The 25,090-nt window shown below is 44.2% G+C and carries 24 protein-coding genes and 1 pseudogene; 18 read left to right on the top strand and 7 right to left on the bottom strand.

Features of this window, described 5'->3' with window-relative positions; translation table 11 throughout:
• Positions 1-3 precede the first annotated feature (3 nt).
• The 10 genes from AB5170_RS11995 (at position 4) to AB5170_RS11950 (ending at position 8,361) form a co-directional block, all read left to right on the top strand.
• Positions 4-495, top strand: coding sequence for a 4Fe-4S binding protein (locus AB5170_RS11995; RefSeq protein ID WP_173769658.1), 492 nt, complete (start codon positions 4-6; stop codon positions 493-495).
• Entirely contained in the window at positions 452-634 is a 183-nt protein-coding gene (locus AB5170_RS11990; protein ID WP_368365069.1) for a DUF6783 domain-containing protein, read from the top strand. The genes AB5170_RS11995 and AB5170_RS11990 overlap by 44 nt, the downstream gene beginning before the upstream one ends.
• A gap of 254 nt (positions 635-888) precedes the next feature.
• Positions 889-3,162, top strand: coding sequence for a xanthine dehydrogenase subunit XdhA (gene xdhA, locus AB5170_RS11985; protein WP_195391941.1), 2,274 nt, complete (start codon positions 889-891; stop codon positions 3,160-3,162).
• A 17-nt stretch (positions 3,163-3,179) separates the two neighbouring features.
• Positions 3,180-4,166: a xanthine dehydrogenase subunit XdhB gene (gene xdhB / locus AB5170_RS11980; RefSeq protein ID WP_294431862.1), complete on the top strand. Its 987-nt coding sequence runs from the start codon at positions 3,180-3,182 to the stop codon at positions 4,164-4,166.
• Positions 4,163-4,654, top strand: coding sequence for a xanthine dehydrogenase subunit XdhC (gene xdhC / locus AB5170_RS11975; protein WP_118583364.1), 492 nt, complete (start codon positions 4,163-4,165; stop codon positions 4,652-4,654). The genes xdhB and xdhC overlap by 4 nt, the downstream gene beginning before the upstream one ends.
• A 376-nt stretch (positions 4,655-5,030) precedes the next feature.
• Positions 5,031-5,852 (top strand): selenium-dependent molybdenum cofactor biosynthesis protein YqeB, encoded by an 822-nt coding sequence (gene yqeB, locus AB5170_RS11970; protein WP_148463358.1) that lies wholly within the window; start codon positions 5,031-5,033, stop codon positions 5,850-5,852.
• A 148-nt stretch (positions 5,853-6,000) separates the two neighbouring features.
• Positions 6,001-6,726 (top strand): selenium cofactor biosynthesis protein YqeC, encoded by a 726-nt coding sequence (gene yqeC, locus AB5170_RS11965; RefSeq protein ID WP_195380239.1) that lies wholly within the window; start codon positions 6,001-6,003, stop codon positions 6,724-6,726.
• Complete coding sequence (locus AB5170_RS11960) at positions 6,723-7,433, top strand: NTP transferase domain-containing protein (RefSeq protein WP_195380238.1); 711 nt, start codon at positions 6,723-6,725, stop codon at positions 7,431-7,433. Before yqeC ends, AB5170_RS11960 begins: the two co-directional genes overlap by 4 nt.
• 317 nt (positions 7,434-7,750) lie before the next feature.
• Positions 7,751-8,050, top strand: coding sequence for a BMC domain-containing protein (locus AB5170_RS11955; protein WP_118583374.1), 300 nt, complete (start codon positions 7,751-7,753; stop codon positions 8,048-8,050).
• A 23-nt stretch (positions 8,051-8,073) separates the two neighbouring features.
• Positions 8,074-8,361, top strand: a complete 288-nt coding sequence (locus AB5170_RS11950; protein WP_173771978.1) for a BMC domain-containing protein — start codon at positions 8,074-8,076, stop codon at positions 8,359-8,361.
• Between the two features lie 120 nt (positions 8,362-8,481).
• Here the strand turns inward: AB5170_RS11950 and arcC are convergent, their stop codons facing one another.
• From arcC to dpaL, 4 genes are all read right to left on the bottom strand, one after another.
• Positions 8,482-9,429, bottom strand: a complete 948-nt coding sequence (gene arcC / locus AB5170_RS11945) for a carbamate kinase (protein ID WP_179988296.1) — start codon at positions 9,427-9,429, stop codon at positions 8,482-8,484.
• Positions 9,430-9,716: 287 nt separating this feature from the next.
• Positions 9,717-10,910, bottom strand: coding sequence for a knotted carbamoyltransferase YgeW (ygeW, locus tag AB5170_RS11940; protein ID WP_118583376.1), 1,194 nt, complete (start codon positions 10,908-10,910; stop codon positions 9,717-9,719).
• Positions 10,911-11,266: 356 nt separating this feature from the next.
• Positions 11,267-12,577, bottom strand: a complete 1,311-nt coding sequence (locus AB5170_RS11935; RefSeq protein ID WP_173718092.1) for a YgeY family selenium metabolism-linked hydrolase — start codon at positions 12,575-12,577, stop codon at positions 11,267-11,269.
• A gap of 50 nt (positions 12,578-12,627) precedes the next feature.
• Positions 12,628-13,857, bottom strand: a complete 1,230-nt coding sequence (gene dpaL, locus AB5170_RS11930) for a diaminopropionate ammonia-lyase (protein WP_173771979.1) — start codon at positions 13,855-13,857, stop codon at positions 12,628-12,630.
• A gap of 238 nt (positions 13,858-14,095) precedes the next feature.
• Here dpaL and AB5170_RS11925 point away from each other — a divergent pair.
• The 3 genes and pseudogenes from AB5170_RS11925 to AB5170_RS11915 all read left to right on the top strand — a co-directional run.
• Positions 14,096-14,179, top strand: a pseudogene (locus AB5170_RS11925) (DUF6783 domain-containing protein); the annotation flags it as partial.
• Positions 14,157-15,404 (top strand): DUF1015 domain-containing protein, encoded by a 1,248-nt coding sequence (locus AB5170_RS11920; RefSeq protein WP_173718094.1) that lies wholly within the window; start codon positions 14,157-14,159, stop codon positions 15,402-15,404. The pseudogene AB5170_RS11925 and the gene AB5170_RS11920, both read left to right, overlap by 23 nt.
• A 4-nt stretch (positions 15,405-15,408) precedes the next feature.
• Positions 15,409-15,600: a hypothetical protein gene (locus tag AB5170_RS11915; protein WP_173718095.1), complete on the top strand. Its 192-nt coding sequence runs from the start codon at positions 15,409-15,411 to the stop codon at positions 15,598-15,600.
• Between the two features lie 223 nt (positions 15,601-15,823).
• Here AB5170_RS11915 and AB5170_RS11910 read toward each other — a convergent pair whose 3' ends face one another.
• A complete protein-coding gene (locus AB5170_RS11910; RefSeq protein ID WP_173718096.1) occupies positions 15,824-16,462 on the bottom strand; it encodes a transcriptional regulator in 639 nt (212 codons plus the stop codon).
• 544 nt (positions 16,463-17,006) lie between these two features.
• Here AB5170_RS11910 and hydA point away from each other — a divergent pair.
• On the top strand, positions 17,007-18,386 hold the full coding sequence (hydA, locus tag AB5170_RS11905; protein ID WP_173771980.1) for a dihydropyrimidinase: 1,380 nt from the start codon (positions 17,007-17,009) through the stop codon (positions 18,384-18,386).
• Here the strand turns inward: hydA and AB5170_RS11900 are convergent.
• Positions 18,383-19,588 (bottom strand): cation:dicarboxylase symporter family transporter, encoded by a 1,206-nt coding sequence (locus AB5170_RS11900; protein ID WP_173771981.1) that lies wholly within the window; start codon positions 19,586-19,588, stop codon positions 18,383-18,385. The genes hydA and AB5170_RS11900 overlap by 4 nt on opposite strands.
• A gap of 318 nt (positions 19,589-19,906) precedes the next feature.
• Between AB5170_RS11900 and AB5170_RS11895 the strand changes: the two genes are divergently transcribed.
• From AB5170_RS11895 to AB5170_RS11880, 4 genes are all read left to right on the top strand, one after another.
• Complete coding sequence (locus tag AB5170_RS11895) at positions 19,907-20,956, top strand: XdhC/CoxI family protein (protein WP_173773571.1); 1,050 nt, start codon at positions 19,907-19,909, stop codon at positions 20,954-20,956.
• A 327-nt stretch (positions 20,957-21,283) separates the two neighbouring features.
• Positions 21,284-21,658 (top strand): response regulator, encoded by a 375-nt coding sequence (locus tag AB5170_RS11890; RefSeq protein WP_173771983.1) that lies wholly within the window; start codon positions 21,284-21,286, stop codon positions 21,656-21,658.
• A 25-nt stretch (positions 21,659-21,683) separates the two neighbouring features.
• Positions 21,684-23,750 (top strand): hypothetical protein, encoded by a 2,067-nt coding sequence (locus AB5170_RS11885; protein ID WP_368361570.1) that lies wholly within the window; start codon positions 21,684-21,686, stop codon positions 23,748-23,750.
• Between the two features lie 163 nt (positions 23,751-23,913).
• The gene (locus tag AB5170_RS11880; protein WP_173773569.1) at positions 23,914-24,411 is read left to right on the top strand and encodes an SH3 domain-containing protein; all 498 of its coding nucleotides are present in this window, start codon (positions 23,914-23,916) and stop codon (positions 24,409-24,411) included.
• 151 nt (positions 24,412-24,562) lie between these two features.
• Here AB5170_RS11880 and AB5170_RS11875 read toward each other — a convergent pair whose 3' ends face one another.
• On the bottom strand, positions 24,563-25,042 hold the full coding sequence (locus AB5170_RS11875; protein WP_173769671.1) for an S-ribosylhomocysteine lyase: 480 nt from the start codon (positions 25,040-25,042) through the stop codon (positions 24,563-24,565).
• Positions 25,043-25,090 lie beyond the last annotated feature (48 nt).

Raw genomic sequence — 25,090 nt, 5'->3', positions numbered from 1 at the left:
GAGATGGCAGTAAAGAAGAAATTTCCGTATCGGTCAGCTGTTGTGGCATGTAACGGGGGGTGCAGGGTTACAGCAGGGGACAATGGATGCAAAGATGGATGTATTGGCTGTGGAGCCTGTGTGGAGAAATGTAAATTTGGCGCCGTTTCCCTAAATGAGTATGGCGTGGCGGAAATAGAGGAAGAAAAATGCATCGGCTGCGGAGCATGTGGGAAGGTATGTCCACAGAAGATCATTCATGTCCATGAATGTGCCAATTGGATCGTAGTAAAATGTTCAAATAAGAGTAAAGGGGCAGAGGCAAAAAAACAGTGTGAAGTCAGTTGTATCGGCTGTGGAATCTGTGAGAAGACCTGTACGGCCGGGGCAATCCAGGTTACAGATAACTGTGCAGTGATAGAAGAGTCTGTCTGCCTGAGCTGTGGAATGTGCGCAGTGAAGTGTCCAAGACATGCGATTTACGATCTGCGGGGGATTTATACGGCGAAAAATTAGAGAAGCGATTATGGCAGTTACGCAATATTCCATGGCGAAATATACCGCAAAGCAGGGAATGAAGATTGCGGGAATGATTTTCCAGACATGCCCCAGGCTGATAGAGCTTCGAATTTGCAGAAATTTCAAAATTATATAGATAAAACAACTAAATTATTTATAAAATTATTGCAAAACATCGGTGAAATATGATACAATAATTTTGCATTGAAAGAATATTTTGTACAATATTTTTTAGGTTGAGACGGAAAGAGAAGAAGCATAAGGGGCCGACGATCAGTTCAAAGAAGAACCGTAAACTTGTTTTTTGAACGGCGTCGGCCATTCCTTTATGAGGGGGTAAAGGGCGGATTGGAGGCATCCGCTGCAAAAAATATAAAGAAGGTGAAGCATATGATTGGAAAGAGTGTTCCAAGAGTAGACGCTTATGAGAAAGTGACAGGACGTGCGAAATTTACAGATGACCTGATCCTGAATAAGTGTCTGGTAGCCAGGGTTTATCATGCAAAGATCGGAAACGGCGTGGTAAAATCCATTGATACCAGAGAAGCAGAGGCTCTGGACGGCGTAGTAAAGGTAGTTACCTTTAAGGACGTACCGAATCATTGTTATCCAACCCCAGGACATCCCTGGTCTGTGGAGCTTGCTCATCAGGATGTGGCAGACCGTAATCTGCTCACCGGACGAGTACGGTATTATGGCGATGATATTGCAGCTGTAGTAGCTGAGGACGAAGTGACAGCTTCCAGGGCATTGAAGCTGATCAAAGTAGAATATGAGGAATATCCGGTGGTCGTGAGCCCGAAGATTTCCATGCGTGGAACGGAGCATCCCATTCATCTTGACAAGAAGGATAACATTCTGGCAAGATCCAGCTTTGCGATCGGAGATGTGGACAGCGCAATGGAGAAGGCTGCCGTGAAGCTGAAAAGAAGTTATAAGACACCTATTGTCCAGCACTGCCATATTGAGAATAATATTTCTTACGCCTATATGGAAAAGGGAAGGATCGTGGTGGTTTCTTCCACACAGATTCCACATATTGTACGCCGTATTGTTGGCCAGGCACTTGGAATCCCCTGGGGGCAGGTACGTGTGATCAAGCCTTATGTAGGCGGTGGTTTTGGCAACAAGCAGGAGGTGCTTTATGAACCTCTGAATGCATTTCTCACCATGCAGGTGGGCGGTCGCCCTGTGAAGATCGAGCTTACACGTGAGGAGACCTTTACCAATACCAGAACCCGTCACTCCATTGAATATGACATGGAAGCAGGCGTAGATGCAGAAGGACATCTTCTTGCAAAAGAGATGACTACCTATTCCAATCAGGGAGCTTATGCATCCCACGGACATGCCATAGCAGCCAATGGTCTGACAGCCAGCAGACTTCAGTATGCATGTCCAAATATCCGAGGAGAAGCATATACCGTCTATACCAACTGTCCTACAGCAGGGGCGATGAGAGGATATGGTATTCCTCAGGTTTGCTTTGCCACAGAGAGCTTTATGGATGATATTGCTTATGAAATCGGTATGGATCCGCTGGAATTCCGCAGAAAAAATCTGATCCATGGCTATTATGAAGATGCCTATCTGAAGCCAATCGCAGCGAATACCAACGGTATTTTTGAGTGCCTGGAAAAAGGAGCAGAGTATATTCACTGGGATGAGAAACGGAAAGCATATCAGAACCAGACTGGCGATATCCGGCGTGGAGTTGGTATGGCACTGTTTTCCTATAAGACTGGTGTATGGCCAATTTCTCTGGAGATTGCAGGTGCAAGGCTGTCTCTGAATCAGGATGGAAGTGTACAGCTGCAGGTTGGTGCTACAGAGATTGGACAGGGCGCGGATACTGTATTTTCCCAGATGGCAGCAGAGACCTTACATATGGATATTTCCAGGGTACATATTGTAACCCAGCAGGATACAGATGTGACGCCTTTTGATACAGGTGCGTATGCTTCCAGACAGTCCTTTGTCACCGGTACAGCCGTGAAGGAATGTGCGCAGCAGCTGAAGCAGAAGATCTTAGAATATGCCAGAACACTGGTTCCAGGTAATGTGGACCGGCTGGAACTGGAGGATGGTTATATTCTGGCAGATGGCAAGCCTGCGATTTCCCTTGAGGATCTGGCTATGGAGAGCTATTACAGTCTGAGTAATTCTTCTGTCCTTACAGCAGAGGTTTCCAGACAGGTGAAGAAGAATACAGTTGCCAGCGGCTGTTGTTTTGCGGAAGTAGAAGTAGATATGAAACTTGGCAAGATCAAGGTTCTGGATATTGTGAATGTTCATGACAGTGGAACCCTTTTGAATCCGCAGCTTGCAGCAATGCAGGTTCATGGCGGCATGTTTATGGGAATCGGTTATGGAGTTTCTGAGCAGCTTCTTATCGATGAGAAAACAGGAAGACCATTAAATGGGACTTTGCTGGATTATAAAATGATGACGATGATGGATACTCCGGATCTGACTGCTGAGTTTGTAGAGCTGAACGATCCAATGGGTCCATATGGAAATAAAGCCCTTGGCGAGCCTCCTGCAATTCCAAGTGCACCGGCCATCCGGAATGCTGTGCTTCATGCAACTGGCATCGGCTTTTCTGAGATTCCTCTGACACCGCAAAGACTGATAGACGGTTTTACAAAGGCCGGATTGATCTGAGAAAGGGGGCATGAGGAATGTACGATATTGAAAATTATTATAATGCAGAGACCATTAAGGAAGCGGTAACTCTTCTGAAGGAGCATCCGGATGCAAGGGTGATTTCCGGGGGAAGTGATGTGCTGATCAAGATCCGTGAGGGCAAAATGGCCGGTACATCTTTAGTGAGCATTCGTGATATTAAGGAAATCAAGGGAATCCGGCAGATGGAGTCTGGTGATATTTATATTGGAGCAGGAACTACTTTTTCCCATGTGACCAATGATCCGGTGATTCAGAAGCTGATTCCGGTTTTGGGGGAAGCAGTAGATCAGGTTGGCGGACCTCAGGTCCGCAATATTGGTACTATTGGCGGAAATGTCTGTAATGGTGCGGTCAGTGCGGACAGTGCACCTACACTTTTTTCACTGAATGCCATGCTGCGGATTGCAGATGGAACTGGTGGACGGATGGTTCCCATCAGGGATTTCTATCTGGGACCTGGTAAGGTGGATCTGCATCAGGGAGATGTGCTCACCCACATTGTGATCCCTGGGAAGGATTATCAGGGATATCATGGATTTTATATTAAGTATTCCATGCGAAATGCAATGGATATTGCGACTCTGAGCTGTAGTGTAGTCAGCAGAATCGATCCTATGAAAAAGGTTCTGGAGGATGTAAGGATCACCTTTGGTGTAGCTGCACCCGTGCCGTATCGGTGTGCGAAGACGGAAGAGGTGCTGAGGGGTATGGAAATTGGCGAAGAGCTGTATCAGAAGGTGGAAGAGCTGGTAAGGGAAGAAATCAATCCCAGAGATTCCTGGCGTGCTTCTAAGGCGTTCCGACTGCAGATTGGCGGAGAAATCGCGAAACGCGCGCTGAAGGAGAGTGTTCGCAGGGGAATGGTGACGGGAGTTGTAGTGCCGGATGTCCGGACAACTTCAGGCGAAAATATGAGTTCAAATGGAAAAATTTATCCTTCATCTGATGCGGAGAATGTAACAGGAGGTGAGCAGTCATGAAAAAGGATATGCGGCTGGTACAGTGTACTGTAAACGGAAAAGAGGTAGCTGAGTATGTGGACGTGAGAGAATCCCTTCTTGACATGCTGCGAAACCGCCTTGGGCTTACCTCTGTGAAGAAAGGCTGTGAAGTAGGTGAATGCGGTGCCTGTACTGTGATCATTGACGGTGAGACCATTGACTCCTGTATTTATCTGGCAGTCTGGGCTGAGGGAAAGAATATCCGCACCCTGGAAGGTCTTGAGAAAAACGGCGAACTTACCAGGATTCAGGAAGCTTTTATTGAGGAAGGCGCTATCCAGTGCGGATTCTGCACACCAGGCTTTGTTATGTCTGCCACAGTGCTTCTTGAGCGGGGCGAGAAGCTTACGAGAGATGCCATCCGCAAGCATATGGCAGGAAATCTTTGCCGCTGTACAGGGTATGAGAATATTGTGAATGCAGTGGAGAAGGTGAATAAGGAGAATATGACAGCTGAGGGTAAATAATTTAAGTGCTGCTGTTGTTACTGTTTACTGGTGACATTCCGCGAGTTGTTTTTTGTGAACATAGTTCACAGAAAACCCGAGAAGTGCGGCGCAAAATCATGCGAATGCATGATTTCTGTGCATCGCGAAGCATGTTGTTGTGAACGGAGTGAACAGTAATCTACTGTTTGTGGGTTCTATATTAAAAATGTATTTTATACTATACTGTAAATGGGAAAAGTGTTATAATATTAATTGCAACACAATATTGTTATGAAATTGATTGAATCAAATGAAAAACGATTAGCATGTAGCAATATTGTTATAATACAAAAATATCAGAGGGCGGGGACTTCCCCGCCTTTTCTAAAATATTAAAAATGGGCAGGAAAAAAGTATGAGTGACAAGTGTATAATAGTCCGCGGCGGCGGAGACCTGGCAAGCGGCGTGATCCACAGACTGCATCGCTGTGGCTATCGTGTACTGATCTTAGAATGTGAAAAACCAAGTGCAATCCGCAGAAAGGTAGCGTTTTGCGAAGCTGTGTATGATGGGACAGCAGCAGTAGAAGGGATTCTTTGCAGAAGAATAGATTCTCTGGAAGAATGCGAGCAAGTCTGGCAAGCAGGGGAAATTCCACTTATGGTCGATCCGGCAGGCGATTGTATGATTGAACTTTCTGCGCAAGGCAAGGTAGCTGCTCTGGTAGATGCAATTCTTGCAAAGAGAAATCTTGGAACTTCAAGAAATATGGCACCTCTTACCATTGGTCTTGGACCAGGCTTTTTTGCCGGGGAAGACGTGGATTACGTTGTGGAAACCATGCGAGGTCACGATCTTGCCAGAATCATTACTGAGGGTCCGGCAATTCCAAATACGGGTGTCCCCGGAATGGTAGGCGGTGTCAGCAAAGAACGTGTGATCCACTCCCCGGGTGTCGGCAGAATCCATAATATGGCCCATATTGCCGATATTGTAGAGAAAGGACAGATCCTTGCCTACGTGGGAGAAACCCCTGTAGAAGCCTCTATAACAGGCGTATTAAGGGGAATTATAAAGGAAGGCTACAATGTTCCTGTTGGAATGAAAATCGCCGATATTGATCCCAGAAAAGAGGAGAAGAAGAACTGCTTTACCATTTCGGATAAGGCCAGATGTATTGCTGGAAGTGTGGTGGAGATTTTGCTCAGTGAGGGTGTATTGCCAAACACGCTCTAGATCCTGTTTGGTCACATTGCATTTATTAACATGTTTTCGCTTGGGGAATGTTATGAAGCCTATGTACTTTTTATAGAATTGTTTTTTATGGTTACGAAGTCAGGCAATGAATCATTGCATGAAAATAATTGGCGTGAAGGAGGTCAGGATGAAAAGATACGGTTATTTTCTGGACTTATTAAAACTTGATATAGAGAAATACCCAGTGATCGCTGTAGTCGGTGGTGGTGGAAAGACAAGTCTGATTTACCGTCTGAATGAAGAATTACAGGCTTTGGGTAAAAAAGTGATTATTTCCACAACTACCCATATGGCATATGATCCCATGCTGCCTCTGGTAAAGAGTACTGATCTTGAGCAAGTCTCGGAAATGTTGAAAGAACACGGTTTTGCAGCAGTTGCCGATATTGAAGAAACCTCTGGAAAAATGTGTGCCATAGAGGAAGCCGCATTGAAGAAACTGGTTCCATTTTGTGATGTTATGCTGATCGAAGCAGATGGAGCGAAACGAAAACCCTTGAAGGTTCCAGCCGACTGGGAACCGGCAATTCCGGATTTTGCAGACGTAGTAGTAAGTGTGATCGGTCTGGACTGTCTTGGCAAACCCATCTGCGAGACCGCCCACCGTGCCGAATACACCAGCTCTTTTCTTGAAAAAAATCTGGAAGCACCTGTTACCGCAGAAGACATAGAAAAAATAGCAACCTCTGTTCACGGTTTGTATAAAAATGTAGACCATAAAGTTTACCGTGTATATTTAAATAAAGCAGACATATTGCCCGATTCTTCTCCGGCAGAGCATATAGTAGAAGACCTGGCAAAGCAAGGCACAATAGCTGCATATGGCAGTTTAAGAGAGGCAGAAAAATTATGAAGATTGCATTGATCATGCTGGCAGCTGGAAACAGTCGGCGGTTTGGAAGTAATAAGCTTTTATATGAGATCGAAGGGAAGCCCATGTACCGGCATATTCTGGAGAAGCTGATGATCGTGGCAGAATGGCTTGAAGAAACAGAGTGTATTGAAAAAGTGGAATGCGGTGAACATTTGGAAAAGCAGAATGAGGAAGGCTATAAAGAAGAACATATAGAATGCAATAAAGTAATTGCACCTCTTGGTGAAATAAAGGGGAAATTATTTAAACAGAGAGAGTGCTATAAAAGAATAACAGTAGTCACTCAGTATGAAGAAATAGAGCAGGGCGCAAGATCCATGGGTGTAAACGTATACATCAACCCTCATCCGGACGAGGGAATCTCCTCCTCCCTGAAAATCGGCTTAAAAGCCAACTTAGACGTTGATGCCTGCCTTTTCACCGTTTCCGACCAGCCCTGGCTCACCATCGCCACAATTCGCCAGCTCATCACCCTCCTAAAAACATCAGGCAAAGGAATCGCCTGTGTCTCCTGCGAAGGAAAACTTGGAAACCCCTGCATTTTTACAAAAAAATACTACGACTCCCTGCTCTCCATTAATGGAGATAAAGGTGGTAAAGCTGTGATAACTGCACATAGAGATGATACGGTTGTTTTGAAGGTGAATGATGTGAAGGAACTTACTGATATGGATGTTAAATTGTAAAGAACGCTCTCTTTAAAAGCTATTGTCTAATATATGACATTTCAGAAAAAATGAGCAAAAGTATGGAATCTTTTATACACGGAAGCAGTTGAAAACGATATTTGAATATAAAATGTGGGATTTTGTTGTATTTTGTGAATTCGTGTGAGATTCCAGCCAGAAATTACTTGTAATTATGATAAAAACAAGGTATACTAATGGAAAAGAAAGCAGTCGGGAGAAGTGTTTTTATTTCTGCTTGCAAGAAGAGTTCCGTGGGTGTTTTACGTGAACAGAGTGAGCAGTACCCCATTTTCCCGTCTTACAAGGAGGATAAAATGGCAGATAACTATGATGGCATGGCAGTTGGGGTGTTTGAACTGGATAACCTGGTAGCCTGCTTTGTGGCTCTTGATGCAGCATCCAAGGCTGCAAATGTAAAGATCCAGAGCGTAGAGAGAAACCGACTGAAAAGTGGAGCCTGTGTAAAAATGCGCGGCAGTGTTTCCGATGTAAATGCAGCTATGGAAGTGGCATTGGAGACTGCGAAGCCCCTTGGTAAAATCGTTTCCCATACGGTAATTGCATCCCCCACAGCAGACACGGAAACAGCACTTAAGATGACCATTAACAAATAGAACATGTCAGGAGGAAATAGAAGATGTCTTATGGAGCATTAGGATTGGTAGAGGTTCTGGGAAGCTGCAATGCAGTAGTTGTCCTTGACCAGATGCTGAAAACATCAGATGTAGAATTCCGTACCTGGCATACCAAGTGCGGAGGTCATGCAACTGTATTTTTAAGCGGTGATGTAGCCGCAGTGAAGGCTGCGGTAGATGCGGTGAAAGAGAATCCGCCTTGTGAAATCGTGGCAGCAGCCGTGATTTCAGCACCATCAGAAGAAACAGCGCGATTGGTGGAAGAAGAGGAAGAGAAACATCATAAATGATTTTTAAACACGCTCTGGCGTATAAAAAGGGTATGGTGTAAACCATACCCTGCTAAGTAATCTAAGTGACCTTTGAGGTCAAATTCTATTATTGGTGACTCTATCAGTCCCAGACACTTCTTACAAATGAATCTGTGTCCCTGTCTTTCCCATAATACCATCTTTTGCCTTTTCCAACAGCGTGATCATAGCTGTGCGGCCGGTGCCGGAGCTTGCAAAGTCTACGCAGGCCTGAACCTTCGGCAGCATAGATCCAGCGGCAAACTGACCTTCTTCAATGTATTTTCTGGCCTGGGAAACGGTAAGATCGTCCAGCCACTTCTCATTTTCTTTGCCAAAATTAACGGCAACTTTTTCCACAGCCGTCAGAATGATCAGCATATCTGCATCCAGCTGCTTTGCAAGCAGACAGCTTGCGAAATCTTTGTCAATGACAGCAGAAGCACCTTTTAGATGGTGACCTTCTAAGGTGACCGGGATTCCACCTCCGCCACAGCAGATAACGATCTTGTTGGCATCTACAAGGCTGTTGATGGCATCCTGCTCTACGATTTCCACTGGCTTGGGAGAAGCAACCACACGGCGGTAGCCGCGGCCTGCATCTTCTTTCATAACATGCCCGTAGGCTTTCGCCTGGAAATCAGCTTCTTCCTTGGTAAGGAATTTACCAATTGGTTTGCTTGGATTTTCAAATGCAGGATCCTCAGGATCGACACGAACCTGTGTGACAACGGTGACAACCGGTGTACGCATGAAGCCACGCTTGCGAAGCTCTTCACGGAGTGCGTTCTGAAGGTCATAGCCAATGTAAGCCTGGCTCATAGCTACACAGACAGAGAGCGGAGTGTTTGGCTGTGCCTGATCTTCGTGGGTAAGCGCAGTCATAGCGTTGTTGATCATACCTACCTGTGGTCCATTTCCGTGAACCACAACTACCTGGTGACCTTCCTCAATAAGGTCGCAGAGCGCCTTTGCAGTAGATTTTACTGCTATCATCTGTTCTGGAAGTGTATTTCCAAGTGCGTTGCCGCCAAGGGCAACCACGATACGTTTTCTTTTATATATCATAAAAACCTCCTCTGATAAATATTTAGGAAGGAGTAAACCAGAGTTTGTTTAAAAAAATCATTCCTGCGAATTGCGATAAATATTCCGCAGAAAGCCTGTGTGGGCGATACTCTAATATAATCACTTCTATAAATATTATCGTAAACAATCTATATAATGGCAATTTGATAGTTACTGGTCGCGGAGTGAACAGTAACATTTGATATACTAAAAATATATCAAGTATAAGAAATACCATCAAAATGAGAACAAAAAAGGGCTGTATTCCTACAGCCCCCTGAAAAGCATTATTCCATAATTCTCGGAGCAGCCTTTACTTCCAGTTTTTTCAGGATATCCTGTGGGTTTTCAAATTTGGAGAGCATGATCATTGCTGCAATTACATATGGTTTGAAGCTTGCTTCTTTATAAAGCGGGATACGGTAACGGTCAAATACGCTTGCATCAACCTCACCGGTCTCACAGCTTACGCCTGTAATATCAGCTGGCAGACAGTGCAGGTAAAGCGCTTTGCCGTCCTTGGTAGTCTTCATAAGTTCTTCTGTGCAAGCCCAGTCTTTGTGCTCTGCGTTCTGAGCAAGAAGCTCTTTCTCCAGTTTATCGATTCCGTCGAAGTCGCCTTCACCATAGAGATTGGTACGTTTTTCCATTGCTGCAAATGGAGCCCAGCTCTTTGGATAAACGATATCAGCATCTTTGAATGCTTCTTCCATGCTGTTTGTCTTTGTGAAAGAACCGCCGGACTTCTCAGCATTTTTCTTAGCAATTTCCTCAACCTCTGGCATTACATCGTATCCTTCCGGATGCGCCAGAACAACGTCCATACCGAAACGTGTCATAAGTCCGATGACACCCTGTGGAACGGAGAGTGGTTTACCATAGGAAGGAGAGTAAGCCCATGTCATAGCAAGCTTTTTGCCTTTCAGATTCTCGACACCGCCAAATTCATGGATGATGTGAAGCATATCTGCCATACACTGGGTAGGATGATCAACGTCACACTGAAGGTTTACAAGAGTAGGTCTCTGCTCAAGAATGCCATCTTTATTTCCTTCTGTTACAGCATCCATAAAATCTTTCTGATAAGTATGTCCCTTACCAATGTACATATCATCACGGATACCGATTACATCAGCCATGAAGGATACCATGTTGGCTGTCTCACGAACGGTCTCACCGTGTGCAATCTGGGATTTCTTCTCGTCCAGATCCTGTACCTCAAGTCCAAGAAGGTTGCAGGCAGAAGCGAAGGAGAAACGGGTACGTGTGGAGTTGTCACGGAAAATGGAGATTCCAAGACCACTCTCGAATACTTTCGTGGAGATATTGTGCTCTCTCATGAAGCGGAGAGCGTCAGCAACTGTGAAAACAGCTTCCAGTTCCTCGTCTGTTTTATCCCATGTCCAGAAGAAGTCGTTGTTGTACATTTCTTTGAAGTTAAGGCTGTTAAGCTTGTCGATGTAATCCTGTAATGTTTTCATGAATTTTCTCCTTATATAAATAAAATTTATCTGGTACAGAGAATATTAAGGAACCGTTATATTGATTGGTCTGATTTTTCAATACTGGGTCAATATCGCAGATACTTAATTTTCGCTGTACTGGTTAATTGTGAAAAGTACTATGTGTAAAGTGGAGGTATGGAGCAGACACATTGTAACAGCTGTCTGCTCCAAGGGTGTGCAGCTTGCGGAAAAGCGTTTGGGGCACACGTATAACCTCATGGCAGTTTATAATTTCTGATAACGATTCACAGGTACTGTTACGCAAGGTGTGTAGCTCTGAACGTGCGGAACAGTTGCAGTTTCTGTAGTTCTGATAAACAGATATTTCCGGATTATTTACAGTAAGCAGTAGGAAGTGCTGCGTAAACAGCTGCACATCTTACCAGATCATCTTTCCATGTTTTCTCGTTTGGAGCGTGAGCCTGTGCCTCTGCGCCAGGTCCAAATCCGATGCATGGGATTCCGTTACGTCCCATAATGGAAACACCGTTGGTAGAGAATGTCCACTTGTCGGTAAGAGGACGGGCTTTTCTCATAGCTTCTGTCTCAGCATTGCCCATACGCTCTGTGCCATACAGATTGTGGTAAGCTTCCTCAAGAGCAGAAGTAACCTTGTGATCCTTCGGGATTACCCATGTTGGAAAATAGCACTCGATTGGATATACCAGCTCTGTCCAGGATGGACGGGAGTACTCATACATGGAAACCTTAACATCGTCACCATACTTTTTGACAGATGGAAGTGCGCGGATCTCATCCAGGCAGCTCTCCCAGGTCTCACCTGCTGTCATACGACGGTCAAGGGAAACGGCACAGGAGTCGGCAACTGCACAACGGCTTGGGGATGTGAAGAAAATCTCAGAAGTAGTAACCGTACCTCTTCCAAGGAAGTTTGCTTCTTCCCATTCCGGGTTATATTTCTTATCCAGCATTTTTACAAGACCTTTGATCTCGGTCTCATCTGCAGCATCATTTTCATTTAATGCACGAACATCCTGAAGGATGTCAGCCATCTTATAGATTGCGTTGTCGCCACGCTCAGGAGCAGAACCATGGCAGGAAACACCTTTTACATCAATACGGATCTCCATACGTCCGCGCTGTCCACGGTAGATACCGCCGTCTGTAGGCTCTGTGGAAACAACAAATTCCGGACGAACCTTGTCTTCGTTGATGATGTACTGCCAGCAAAGACCATCGCAGTCCTCTTCCTGAACAGTTCCTGTAACAACAACCTGATATTTGTCATTAAGAAGACCAAGATCTTTCATGATCTTAGCACCGTAAACAGCAGATACGATACCACCCATCTGATCAGAAGTTCCACGTCCGCCGATCTCAGTCTCAGTCTCAAATCCTTTATAGGGATCGAATTCCCAGTTGGTTCTGTTTCCGATACCTACAGTATCAATATGTCCGTCAAAACCGATGAGAGTGCTTCCAGTTCCCATATAGCCAAGGATATTTCCCATTGGGTCAATCTCAACTTTATCAAAGCCAAGCTTCTCCATCTCTTCTTTAATACGCATTACATGATCCTTCTCACCGCAGCTCTCGCCTGGAAAGTGAACCAGATCACGAAGAAATTTGGTCATATCTGCTTCATAATTCTGTGCAGCTTCTTTGATTTTGTTATAATTCATAACTTTTTACCTCCGTTTTTTGTAAAAAAGTATCATATTGTTATAAAAAATTATTCGCTTAATGATTCGGTTGTTCCGTATAAGCCATCCCATACGATCTCACGGTAACGAACTGGATCTGTATCACCTTCTGTGGAGATTACCAGAATGTTGGAATTCTCATCCAGCTTCAGGGCCTCTTTCAGATCTTTGGCATCTTCGTCATGAAGCGCTGTATATGCAAGCCCCAGCGGAACAGAACCGGATTCACCAGATATGATGTGTGGATCGTTTTCAAGAGGATTGGCATAAATACGTGTTGCCTTGGCACTCATCCAGTCTGGGCAGGACGCAAAGACGGTTACATGATTCTTCAGGATGTCCCATCCGATGGTATTTCCCTCGCCGCATGCAAGACCTGCCATAATGGTCTGAAGATCACCGGTTACATTTACCAGATTGCCATCGGCCTGAACAGCAGAGCGATAGAGGCAGTCGGCAGCACTTGCTTCGCAGACAACCATTACCGGAGGATTTTCTTTATATTTGTGGGCAAAATATCCTACAACTGCACCTGCCAGAGAACCAACACCTGCCTGTACAAATACGTGTGTCGGGCGGTCAACGCCGTTCTTCTTCAGCTGTTTATCTGCTTCCAGTACCAGAGTGCCGTATCCCTGCATGATCCAGGATGGAATCTCCTCATAGCCGGCCCATGCAGTATCCTGGACGATGATGCCATGTTCTGTCTTAGCTGCTTCTGCGGCAGCCATTCTTACGCAGTCATCATAATTTACTTCTTCGATGGTTACTTCGGCGCCTTCCTTGGCGATGTTGTCAAAACGTGTCTTAGTGGTTCCTTTAGGCATTCTGACTACGGCTTTTTGTCCAAGGCGTTTAGCAGCCCATGCAACGCCGCGGCCGTGGTTTCCATCTGTAGCAGTGAAGAAAGTAGCCTGTCCGAATTCTTCTCTTAATTTATCAGAAGAGAGAACATTGTAAGGAAGCTGGCTGATATCGCGACCGAGTTCCTTCGCTATGTAACGTCCCATTGCATAAGAGCCTCCAAGAACCTTAAAGGCGTTTAATCCGAAACGATAGGATTCATCTTTGCAGTAGATGCCCTTTACTCCAAGATAGGAAGCAAGAGCGGAAAGCTTCTGCAGTGGTGTTACGGAGTACTGGGGGAAACTTTTGTGGAATTCATTTGCTTTGGTTACGTTTTCTTCGGACATCAGGTCCAGGAATTTATCATCAGATCCCGGAACATGATTGACCGTCCATTTCAGTCCGTCTGTCATGGTGAAAACCTCCTTCGTGGTTTTAGTTATTAGAGTACATCTTAACTACATTTTTGTTTTCCTTATAAGTATAATAACATAAATAAATCAATTTGCAATAGAAAAATACAAAAAAATTTAGCTTTCTCAAAAAATATTTAGCCTAATTGCAAGAGCCTTCTGATTGTGGTATAATATAAGGTATGGCATTTGAAAAAAGCCGAAGAAAAATGATGAAAATACTTTCAAACCGGATGTATGGAGCGTGCAGATCGCTGGAATGATTTTTTCAACACGCTCCGGGAAAGGAGCAAGATTTTATGGCAGTATTTCGTGCATTTAAAGCACTTAGACCTACAGAGGGAAAGGCAGCAGCAGTAGCTGCCCTTCCATATGACGTAGTGAATAGAGAAGAGGCAGCAGCCATTGGGAAAGAGAATCCGGATTCTTTTCTCCATGTAGACAGAGCGGAGATGGATCTGCCGGCAGAGACGGACCTTTATGATGCGAAGGTTTATCAGAAGGCGAAAGAGAACCTTCATAAGATGGAGGAGACTGGCGTTCTGGTCCAGGACCATAAGCCGTGCTATTACATATATGAATTGGTACGAAAGGGGAAAGTTCAGACTGGAATTGCAGGCTGCGCTTCTATTGACGATTATCTGAATAATGTGGTGAAAAAGCATGAACTTACCAGATCAGATAAAGAGCTGGACCGAATCAATCATGTGGATGTATGTGATGCTAACACAGGCCCCATTTATCTTGCATGCCGTTATACAGATGTTCTGACTGCCCTTCTTGCGCAATGGAAAAAAGAGCACAAAGCAGCCTATGATTTTACTGAAGAGGACGAGATCACACACCGTGTATGGGTGATCGATGAGGACGAGGCAATCAGCCAGATCCAGGCTGAGATGGAGAAAATTCCTGCACTTTATATTGCAGACGGACATCACAGAGCTGCTTCTGCTGTGAAAGTGGGGCTGAAGCGACGCCAGGAGAATCCGGATTATACAGGGGAAGAAGCGTTTAACTATTTTCTTTCCGTTGTTTTTCCATATGACCAGCTTACCATTCTGGCATATAACCGTGTGGTAAGGGACCTGAATGGGCAGAGCGTGGAAGATGTCCTTGAGAAAATTAAGGAGAACTTCGACATGACGATTATTCCGGGTTTTCCTGCAAAGCCAGTGGAGAAGCATTGCTTTGGTATGTATCTTGATGGTTTCTGGTATCTTCTGAAAGCGAAGCCGGAGCTTTATGAGGGAAAAGATGTGGTTGGTCAGCTGGATTCCCAGATTCTTCAGGATGTGGTTTTAGGTCCGGTTCTTGGCATTGGTGATCCAAGGACTGACAAGCGTATTAAGTTTGTAGGCGGAAGTCATAAGTTAAGAGAGCTTCAGGGTATGGCAGATGAGACCAGAGGCGTTGCGTTTGCGCTTTATCCTACTTCTATGGAAGATCTGATGCAGATTGCAGATGAGAGTAAGCTTATGCCGCCGAAATCCACCTGGTTTGAGCCGAAGCTGCGAAGCGGGATCTTTGTGCATAAGCTGAGAGGATGATAAAATGGAAACCGAAGAATTTATTTCAGGTTTTTGCAGAACCTGTAACGGCAGTCAGACAGTGTGCTGTGAATATGAAGAAAAAGATGGGAAAAGGATACTTACCTTTATGGACTGTGCCTATAAAAGATGTGTAAATCAGGGTGTCTGTGAAATTTTTAAAGAAGCGCACCGGTTAGGAAGCGAGGAAGAGTAGCAGCTGCCTGCTGGCAGCATCCGACAAAGGGGTGTAAGAAACCGCTTGCTGCTTCATGCTTGCAGAGAGTAAAGCTTGCAGAGAGTGTTATGACTTGATTATGATGAAATAAGCCATATAATAACCAAATCCTGTAATGAGGAGACGGTATTATATGGCTTTTTTACAACATGTATCCAATATGTTATTTTTGTTATAAAATAAAAAGAAAATGACTAAAATATTACTTATTTACATCAATATAACTATAAAGCGTATATTTAGAGATTCCAAAATAATTCGCTACTTTGTCTCCGGACTTTGTAATAAGGAAAGCTCCGGAATCATTAAGAAACTGGATCGCAGTTACCTTATCCTCTTTATTCATGAGAGCTACCGGCTTGCCTACAAGCTTCACGGATTCTTCAATGAGACGATCCAGAAGATCGTTGACACTGTGAGTAATCTGCTTCGGCTTCTCTTCTTTGTTCTTCGGGGTGATCAGATCATCAAGGGCACTGTTGATCAGGGTCAGCTTGGTGATGTCGTAGTTGATGCCGAATACATAGTGAAGGCTGCCGTCATCGTCCTTTATATATGAAGTACTGCACTTCAAAATCTTGCCGTCTGCTGTTTTCATCAGGTAACCATTGTGGTCGGCTGGAGCACAGTCACTTCCCCGTCCTTTCTGGCGGATGCCGTCGAAAACTGCGTCCGATGGACCGTCACCTACATTTCGTCCGGTTATGTGTCCGTTTACTATATAGATAATGGAATGTTCCGGTTCTTTTGTCTTCAGATCATGGATGACGACCTCGCAGTCGTTCCCGAATTCTGCTGCGATATCCTGCGCAATCTGCTCTAAGACAGTTAATCTTCCCATATTTGTTCCCTCCTGTTTTGGATTTGATTTTTTTATTAAGAGCAGGAAAATCCTGCCATGGGTCGATGCCTGAAATCTCCGCATAGAATCCGGGCATCCTGTCTGTATTTATTACTGTTCACTGGGAGCGTTCCGCGAGGTGTTTTTTGTGAACAGAGTTCACAGAAAACCCGAGAATGTCGGCGCGAAATCATGCAAGGCATGATTTCTGTGCATCGCGAAGCGGGTTGCTGTGAACGTAGTGAACAGTAACCTGTATTCGTATATTGCAGATAGTAACGAATGACTTGTTTCTTTTATAATAACATGTCAGAAAAAAAATAAAAAGACAATTTTACAAAAAAATTATTGAAGGCTTAAAAAAATTCGTATTTATTTTGTTGAAGATGGAAATTACATGTGGTATATTTACATTAAAATAAGATATAAGGTAAATAAAATTGGTTATTTTGTATAAATGCAAGTCAATGTGGAAGAAAAATAAATACAGGACTGGTTTGGAAATTGCAGATAACCATAGAAATGTGAAGGGAGGATCTGTTGTATGAAATATCTTTTGAAAAACGGAACCGTAATATCAGGTGCAGGCACAAGGAAACAGGATGTGTTGGTGGAAGGCGAAAAGATCATAAAAGTAGGAGAGGATCTTTCACAGCCAGATGCCAAAGTGGTGGATGTATCCGGCAAGCTTCTTTTCCCGGGATTTATTGACGGACATACCCATTTTGACCTGGAGGTTGCTGGTACTGTAACAGCAGATGATTTCGAGACAGGAACAAGAGCGGCAATCCTTGGAGGAACCACTCTGGTCATTGATTTTGCTTCACAGGATAAAGGAGGTCATACCCTGAAAGAGGGTCTTGAGAAGTGGCACAAAAAGGCTGATGGCAAATGCTCCTGTGACTATTCTTTTCACATGTCCATTGTAGAATGGAATGAGGAGACAAAGAAAGAAATTCAGGACATGATCAATGAGGGCATTACCAGCTTCAAGCTATATATGACTTACCCGGCAATGATCGTAGACGACGAGGATCTTTATAAGATCATAAAGGCCTTAAATGAAAAAGGCTGTTTCGCAGGCGTACATTGTGAAAATGCAGGCGTGATCGACGCACTGATCCAGGAAGCGAAAGCACAGGGAAAACTGGGTCCGGAGAATCATCCTCTTGTACGTCCGGATACTATGGAGGCCGAGGCAGTACACCGTCTTCTTGTAATTGCGAAGGAAGCAGGAGCTCCGGTCATGGTGGTACATTTGACCAACCGCAAGGCATACGAAGAAATCGTCCGTGCCCGGGAAAATGGTCAGACCGTATTTGCAGAGACCTGTCCTCAGTATCTTCTTCTGGACGACAGCGTTTATTCCAAACCTGATTTCGAAGGTGCCAAATATGTGTGCGCTCCGCCAATCCGCAAGAAAGAGGATCAGGACTGCCTGTGGAAAGCTCTGGCGGATGGAGATATCCAGACAGTAGCTACGGACCAGTGCAGCTTTACCCTTGCCCAGAAAGCAATGGGAAAAGCGGATTTTACCAAGATTCCAGGCGGCCTGCCGGGAGTTCAGACAAGGGGAACTCTTCTCTACACTTACGGCGTGCGCACCGGAAAAATTACAGTAGAGAAAATGTGCCAGCTTCTGTGTGAAAATCCAGCTAAGTTGTACGGTGTATATCCAAACAAAGGAGCTATCGCCGAAGGCAGCGACGCAGACATTGTAGTATTTGATCCGGAAAAAGAGAACGTGATCTCTGCGAAAACACATGCCTATAATACAGATAACAACCCCTATGAGGGTTTTGAAGTCCATGGAGATATTGATAAAGTATTCCTTCGCGGAAACCTTGCTGTGGATGAAGGAAAACTGGTGCAGGAGAAACTTGGAGCTTATATTAAGAGAGGGCTGAGACAGCCGCTGGCCTAGAGCCTGTTTGAAAAATCATGTCTTTTTACATATCCTGTCAGAAACAGTGCAGCGGCTCCGTCACATGTGGCATTACATGCTGCTGCAAAAGCATCATTCAGTGCAAAAACAGCGAACATCAGCGCCATACCGGAATCTCCGAATTTCAGGATTCCGGTCAGGGTTCCCAGGGATACCATTACGGTTCCCCATGGAAGCCCGGGTGTACCAATGGAACAGGTGGCAAGCAAAATACTGAAGATCAACATAGTTCCCGGTGCAGGAACAGAGCCGTACAGAATACGGGAGATCATCATAGCGAAGAATACCTCTGCAAGCACAGAACCACAGTGATGAATCTGGGTAAAAAGAGGAATTGCCTCTTTGATAAGCTCGGAATCAAGCGGCACACATTTGTCAGCTGCTTTCTGTGAATATTTTTCCACAGCTGTGGAAGAATGGGTTCTTAAAGCCATTTTACAGACCGGTATATAATTTTTCAGAATTCCCCATGCCTTTTCTCCGGCATAAGATCCTGCAATATGATACAGAACCAACACCCAGACCATATAAGCCGGAATTATAATAATAAGTGCCAGAAGCAACAGTGGCAGATACTTGATGAAATATCCCTGATAAGCCAGTGTACAAAGAGAAAGCCCGATATAAGCAGGTAACAGTGGAAGAAGAATTCTGGACATCAGGGAAAGGGTAATTCCCCGAAACTCCTGCAAAAGCTCTTTGGTTCGCACTGCATTGGTCCAGCAGGCACCAAGGGCAAGCAAAATAGCAAGTACTAACGCGCTCAGTGCAGAAACCGGTGCTGGAATGGGAAGCTCAAACAAGGTATCCGGCAGGAAGCGGAAAGATAAACTGTCTGTGGATACCGGAAGTCTTGGAATGATCAGATATCCAAGAACGGATGCGAAAGCTGCGGCTCCAAGCATGGAAAAATAAGTGATCCGGACAACTGGCGCGGTGGCTGGTGTGGGAGCTTTTTTTACGGAAATAATGGAAGATGCCACAAGACCGATAATGATCAGCGGTGCCAGAAAGGTGATTATCTGACTTAGCACATAACGGGCTGTAACCACCAGATTCAAAGCCCCGGAGGTCAGCCCCATAGTTCTTGTGGCATTTAAAAACAGGCCTGCAAGGAGGCCGGGTATACTGACTGCCAGAATCCGAATGGGAAAACTGGCCATAATTCTTTTTTTCTTCATTGTGAAAATTCCTCCGGATGTATTATAATATATAGGAATGAAAGGTGCAATGAAATTTTAACCGCTGCATCATCCTCTTGCTAATAAAAGGTTACTGTTCACTGGTAACATTCCGCGAGGTGTTTTTTGTGAACAAAGTTCACAGAAAACCCGAGAATCTCAGCGCGAAATCATGCGAATGCATGATTTCTGTGCATCGCGAAGCGTGTTACTGGTCACGGAGTGAACAGTAACAATAAAAGGGATTGATTAAAGAATGCCTGGTAATGATGGCAGGAAGGGCTGGGTAGTTGATATGACAGGATGGAGTGAAAAATCATGTATAATAAAATTTATCAGATTCTTGATGAAAAAGGCAGGGCAAAAACTGGAATTTTTCTGGATGGACCATATATGGGAAAGAAGTGCATTTTGAAACCGGAAACGGTTATTAGAGAAGAAAACTGTGGTGAAGCTGCTGAAAAAAAATCAGGTGTACAGCTGATCCCCGAGAAAACGGAAGATGCTTCCATATGGGATAATTATCTGAATATTCTGAGTGAGACGAAAGAGACAAAAGTAACAGAAGCAGACAGTCACCGGCTTTTCGTAGAAGATTACCGTAAGAATCCAAGGCTTGTGATCTTTGGCGGTGGTCACGTATCACAGCCAACTGCCCATCTGGGAAAAATGCTTGGCTTTCATGTAACGATCATGGATGACAGAGAAGATTTCGTGACAAAGGAGCGATTCCCGGAAGCAGACCAGCTGGTCTATGGTGATTTCAAAGAACTGGACAAATATATTACTCCTTATGAAAATGCCTACTATGTAATACTTACCAGAGGCCACATTGGTGATGCTGATTGCCTTCGCAGGCTTCTCCATCGTCCCTATGAATATCTTGGCATGATCGGCAGCAAAAACAAAGTACGGATCACCAGGGAAAATCTTTTGAAAGAAGGCTATACAAAAGAGCAGTTGGATGAAGTCCATGCACCGATTGGAATCCCTCTTGGCGGACAGCTTCCGGAGGAAATTGCAGTGAGCATTATGGCAGAGATTATTAAGGTAAAAAATCAGCATTATTCCGCCTACTGTGATGAAAAAGTAGAGACAGCAGTTCTGGAAGGTCGTCATGGTGTCATGGTCACCATCGCAGAGAAATCCGGCTCTTCTCCAAGAGGAGTAGGAAGCAAAATGTTCGTAGAACCGTCCGGACACATTACAGGCAGCATTGGCGGCGGCAAAGTAGAGTACGAAGCCATCAGTCATTGTAAAGAAGTAAAAGAAAAAGAAGTAAAACACTATGCCTTAACAGCAGACGGCCAGGACAGTCTTGGAATGATCTGCGGCGGGCAGGTGACGGTGGTATTTGAGCGGGTATAAGTTATGGAATGGGAAAATGTTCCTGTAACACGTACAAGATCACATTGTAAAACAATAAGAAAACAGGCTGGCTTCTACAGAAGATATGTGGATCAGTCTGTTTTCTTTGAGTATATAAAATATAGATGTGATGCCACTGCTAAAAAAAGAAATTAATCCCTGTCCGCTCCGACAGACAATTCCCCAAACTTAAAATTATCTAAATACCATAGATTTACAATTCGTGTCATTTTCTGTCGTTTCGTGACAGAATTATTGAAATAATTTTCGACTTTTTTATAATGAGAATAACAAATGGGAGACATCAGATGGAAAAGGAGGGATGTCGTGTATTGTATTGCTATATTGACTGATCAGAAACAGGAAGGACAGAAATGTTCGGAATATATCAGGAATTACTGTACAGAAAAGAAAGTTTTTCCATTGATTGAAATTTATCAGGATCAGGAACAATTTTTTGAGTGGACACGAAAAACAGTACCGGCAGTGGTGCTTCTTGCATTACCTGGTGTGTCCGGGCTGAATGCTGCAGAACATCTTCGTTCCTTATATCCCAAATGTGGGATCATCTGGTGCAGTGATCTTGATTTTTCGCTTCATGCGTTCAGGATGCGGATAGAATATTTTTTTATGAAACCTGTGGAAGAGCAAAAAATAAAAGAAGGACTTTCCATTTGGTTTGAACGCAGCAATGTAATATGACAAAAACACTTTGGAGGAAAACAATATGAAGAAAAGAGCTTTAATTCTTGCAATGATTACTTTTATAGCTGCTGCAACATCTGAACCATCAATAAATATGGTACGTGCAGAGGAAACACAGGCAGAAGAAATACAGACAGAGGAAAATACAGGTCAGACATCAGAACTGCCCATAAAGACACTTACACAGAAGGTTATTGACGAGAATCCTTATATGGCAGCAAGTGATTCCAATATTCATCATGACTGCTACAATACAGATTCCACAGACGAGGTATTACCGATAGGCATTTATTCAGAAATTAATGTTTCTTATGAAAAAACCAATGCAAATGCGTCTCCTGCTATCTTTTTCGATTCTTATGGACATGCAGTGGTTCCGTTGCTTGGTGGACTGGCAATTCGTGATATCAATGCAGAGGAAACACAGACACTGGGATATTTTTCTCCAAAACAGCATGACAATGGAGAATATCTGATCCAGAGCTCCTATTCCTTTGTAGATGAGAGTAACCGTCTGGTGTGTCCGACCAATAATAACCATGTGCTGATGCTGAAGGCAACAGATGAAGACGGAAACGTACTTCCGGAATTTGAGAAAGTGCTGGATATTGATATTAAAGCAGCGGCAGAGGCAGCACTTGGAAAAACACTGGATCAGAATCTTCTTGCGGTAGTGTTTGACTATGAAGGAAATCTCTGGTTTGCAACCGGAGGATTCCGCATTTACCCTGACAGGAAACAGCAGGGTGCTATGGGCTATATTTCCCGTACAGCTATTGATGCCATTTTAAATGGAGAGGAAACTGATCTGTCAGATGCAGTCTTCGTATATGAGCTGGCTCCGGGAGAGGGTGCAGAGAACGGAATTGCAGCATCCAAGGATGGAGCAGTGATCCTGACGAATCAGAACTGTTATCTGCTTCAGGCAGACAATGGGGTGAAGAAAATCTGGGAAACTCCTTACGAGAGTGCTGGTGCGAAAGAAAGCAAAGAAGGGGATGAAACAACTGGCGGAGGTCTTGCCTGGGGTAGCGGATGCTCTCCATCCCTTACAAAAGATCTGGTGATGTTTACTGATAATCAGGAGACCGTAAATCTTCTTGCCCTGGATATGAAAACAGGAGAAGTTGTTGCAAGTCTCCCTGTAATCGATGAACTTCCGGAGGGCAGTCAGGTATCTGTTGAAAATTCTGCGATCGTGTATGATAACGGTGCAGGAACCGTAAGTACCATCGTATGTAACTGGTTTGGTGCAGGAAGTGCCAACCTGGGAAAAGAGGACAGTGATTCCTCCATTCAGAGTTATACAAATATTTATGATGAAAATTGGTTGAAACAGGGAAATAAAATGATCACGCCGGGTGTGGAACGCGTAGATACGATTAAGACTGAGGATGGATACGAAATGAAGAGTATCTGGTGCAGAAGTGATCTGTCAGATACTTCCATGCTGAAATTATCTACGGCAACCGGATATATCTACGGATATGTACAGAATTTGGAAACCGGTATGTGGCAGTATATTATACTTGATTTTGAGACCGGTGAAACTGTTTTTTCCATGGATGTTGCCAGCAAGCCTATGTACAACAACATGGCTATCGGAATGTATGCCGGAAACAGCGGAAATGCACTTTACTGTCCTACCGGTTATCTGGAACTTCTGAGACTTCAGGACAGATTCGTTTATCTGCCGGAAATGCCTTATCGTAAGGTTGATCTGGATCAGGCAATGCGCAATGTGTTAAGCCAGGAGAAATTTGCGGCAGATGGTGGTCTGGGAGATGTGGAAGGATGGCTGAATACGATCACAATTGAGAACGTACATCCGAATACAACCGTTGCAATACGTATGAAAGGAATCTCTGGGGAAACAGGTTCTCTGAAGCTGTATGCATACGGCACAGATGGTACCTTGAAAGAAGTTCCGGCAGAGAAATGGCATATCCAGACAGAAGATGGTGAAACACCGGATACATTATCCGAAGATGTACTGTATGAGGTACACATGACTGTGGAAGATGGCGGCGACTTTGATCTCAGTGAAACGGAAAAGGAGATTAAGATATCTGCTGTTCTGGGAATCTGAAGGATATGCTTTATTGCAAAGATACACTTAGGGGTTGCATAATTTGTAATAATACTGTATATTAATTGTAACGATTCGCGAAATGAGTCTGTTTTTGTAATATTATTTAAAAGAAGATGAATCAATTCAAAGCACCATTGCTTTGTAAAGGAGGAACTATATTATGAAAAAAGTAGGTTTGGCCGTTTTGCTTCTGGGCGCAGCGCTTTGCATCCCTGGATGTGGATTTGAGGAAGGTGCAGGAGCAAGCGTTACAGTTATACAGGCAACCCCGACCCCTATTCCAACACCAACCCCTGAGGCAACTCCTACACCAGAAGTTACGCCTACTCCAGAACCAGTTGTAGAGCAGACTGCAAGCGGTGTGAATGTAACCAAGCAGGATGGTACATATGTTGCGAATGCAGATATTAACCTTCGTGCAGATGCAAGTGCAGATGCTACCTGGATCGCAGGTGTAACAAGCGGTACACAGCTTACAAGTACAGGTGTATGCGACAATGGCTGGATTGAGGTTTCCTATGAGGGACAGACTGCTTATGTATCCGGTGATTATGTAAGTGCAGTGGCAGCTGACGGTGCAGCCGCAGATGGAACTGCTGATCAGGCAGCTACAGAAGGAAGCGCAGATGCTGCAGCTGATGAGGCTGTCGCAGGCTGACAGGCTGGAAATTTAAGCGATGAAATGATGAGATGAAAGACGCTATGTAAATGGATGATATTATCGTTTGCATAGCGTTTTTTGAGTACTAAAGAAATTCCCTCCTGCCATGAAATGGTAAGAGGGAGATTTCTGAATATATCAAATCAAATTATTTCGGATAAACCAGTCTGTCTGGTTTGATATCATACAGCACTTCATCCAGGAACTTCTTAGCCAGATATTTCGCCATTCCAAGGTTCATATCCAGATAATTTCCACAATCTTTCGGGGAAGCACCAGGAACCTCGCCCTCGAAATCACGGATAAACTCAAAGGTTTCAACCATAAGCGGAACAATATCCTTAGATTCATAATCTCCGTTCAGCAGCAGATAATTGCCGGTACGGCAGCCCATTGGTCCCCAGTAGATCATCTTCGGTCCGAATTCCTTGTGGTTGCGAAGAAAAGTAGCAGCAAGATGCTCAATGGTGTGAAGCTCTGCTGTGTTCATAACAGGCTCCTCATTTGGGGAAGTCATACGGATGTCAAAAGTGGTGATCACACTATTTCCAACCGGATCCTTGCGGGAAACGTAAACGCCTGGCTGAAGTTTGATGTGATCTATTGTGAAACTGGTAATCTTTTCCATAAAAAAGACCTCGCTTTCTGATAAATTCTTTCTTGATTTTAGCAGACA

This window comes from Ruminococcus sp. RTP21484sp1_RTP21281st1_A8_RTP21281_210402 (assembly GCF_040914025.1).
Classification (GTDB): Bacteria; Bacillota; Clostridia; order Lachnospirales; family Lachnospiraceae; genus Blautia_A; species Blautia_A faecis.
Note: the sequence above shows the minus strand (reverse complement) of the source record. Positions and strands in the feature narration are given on the sequence as shown.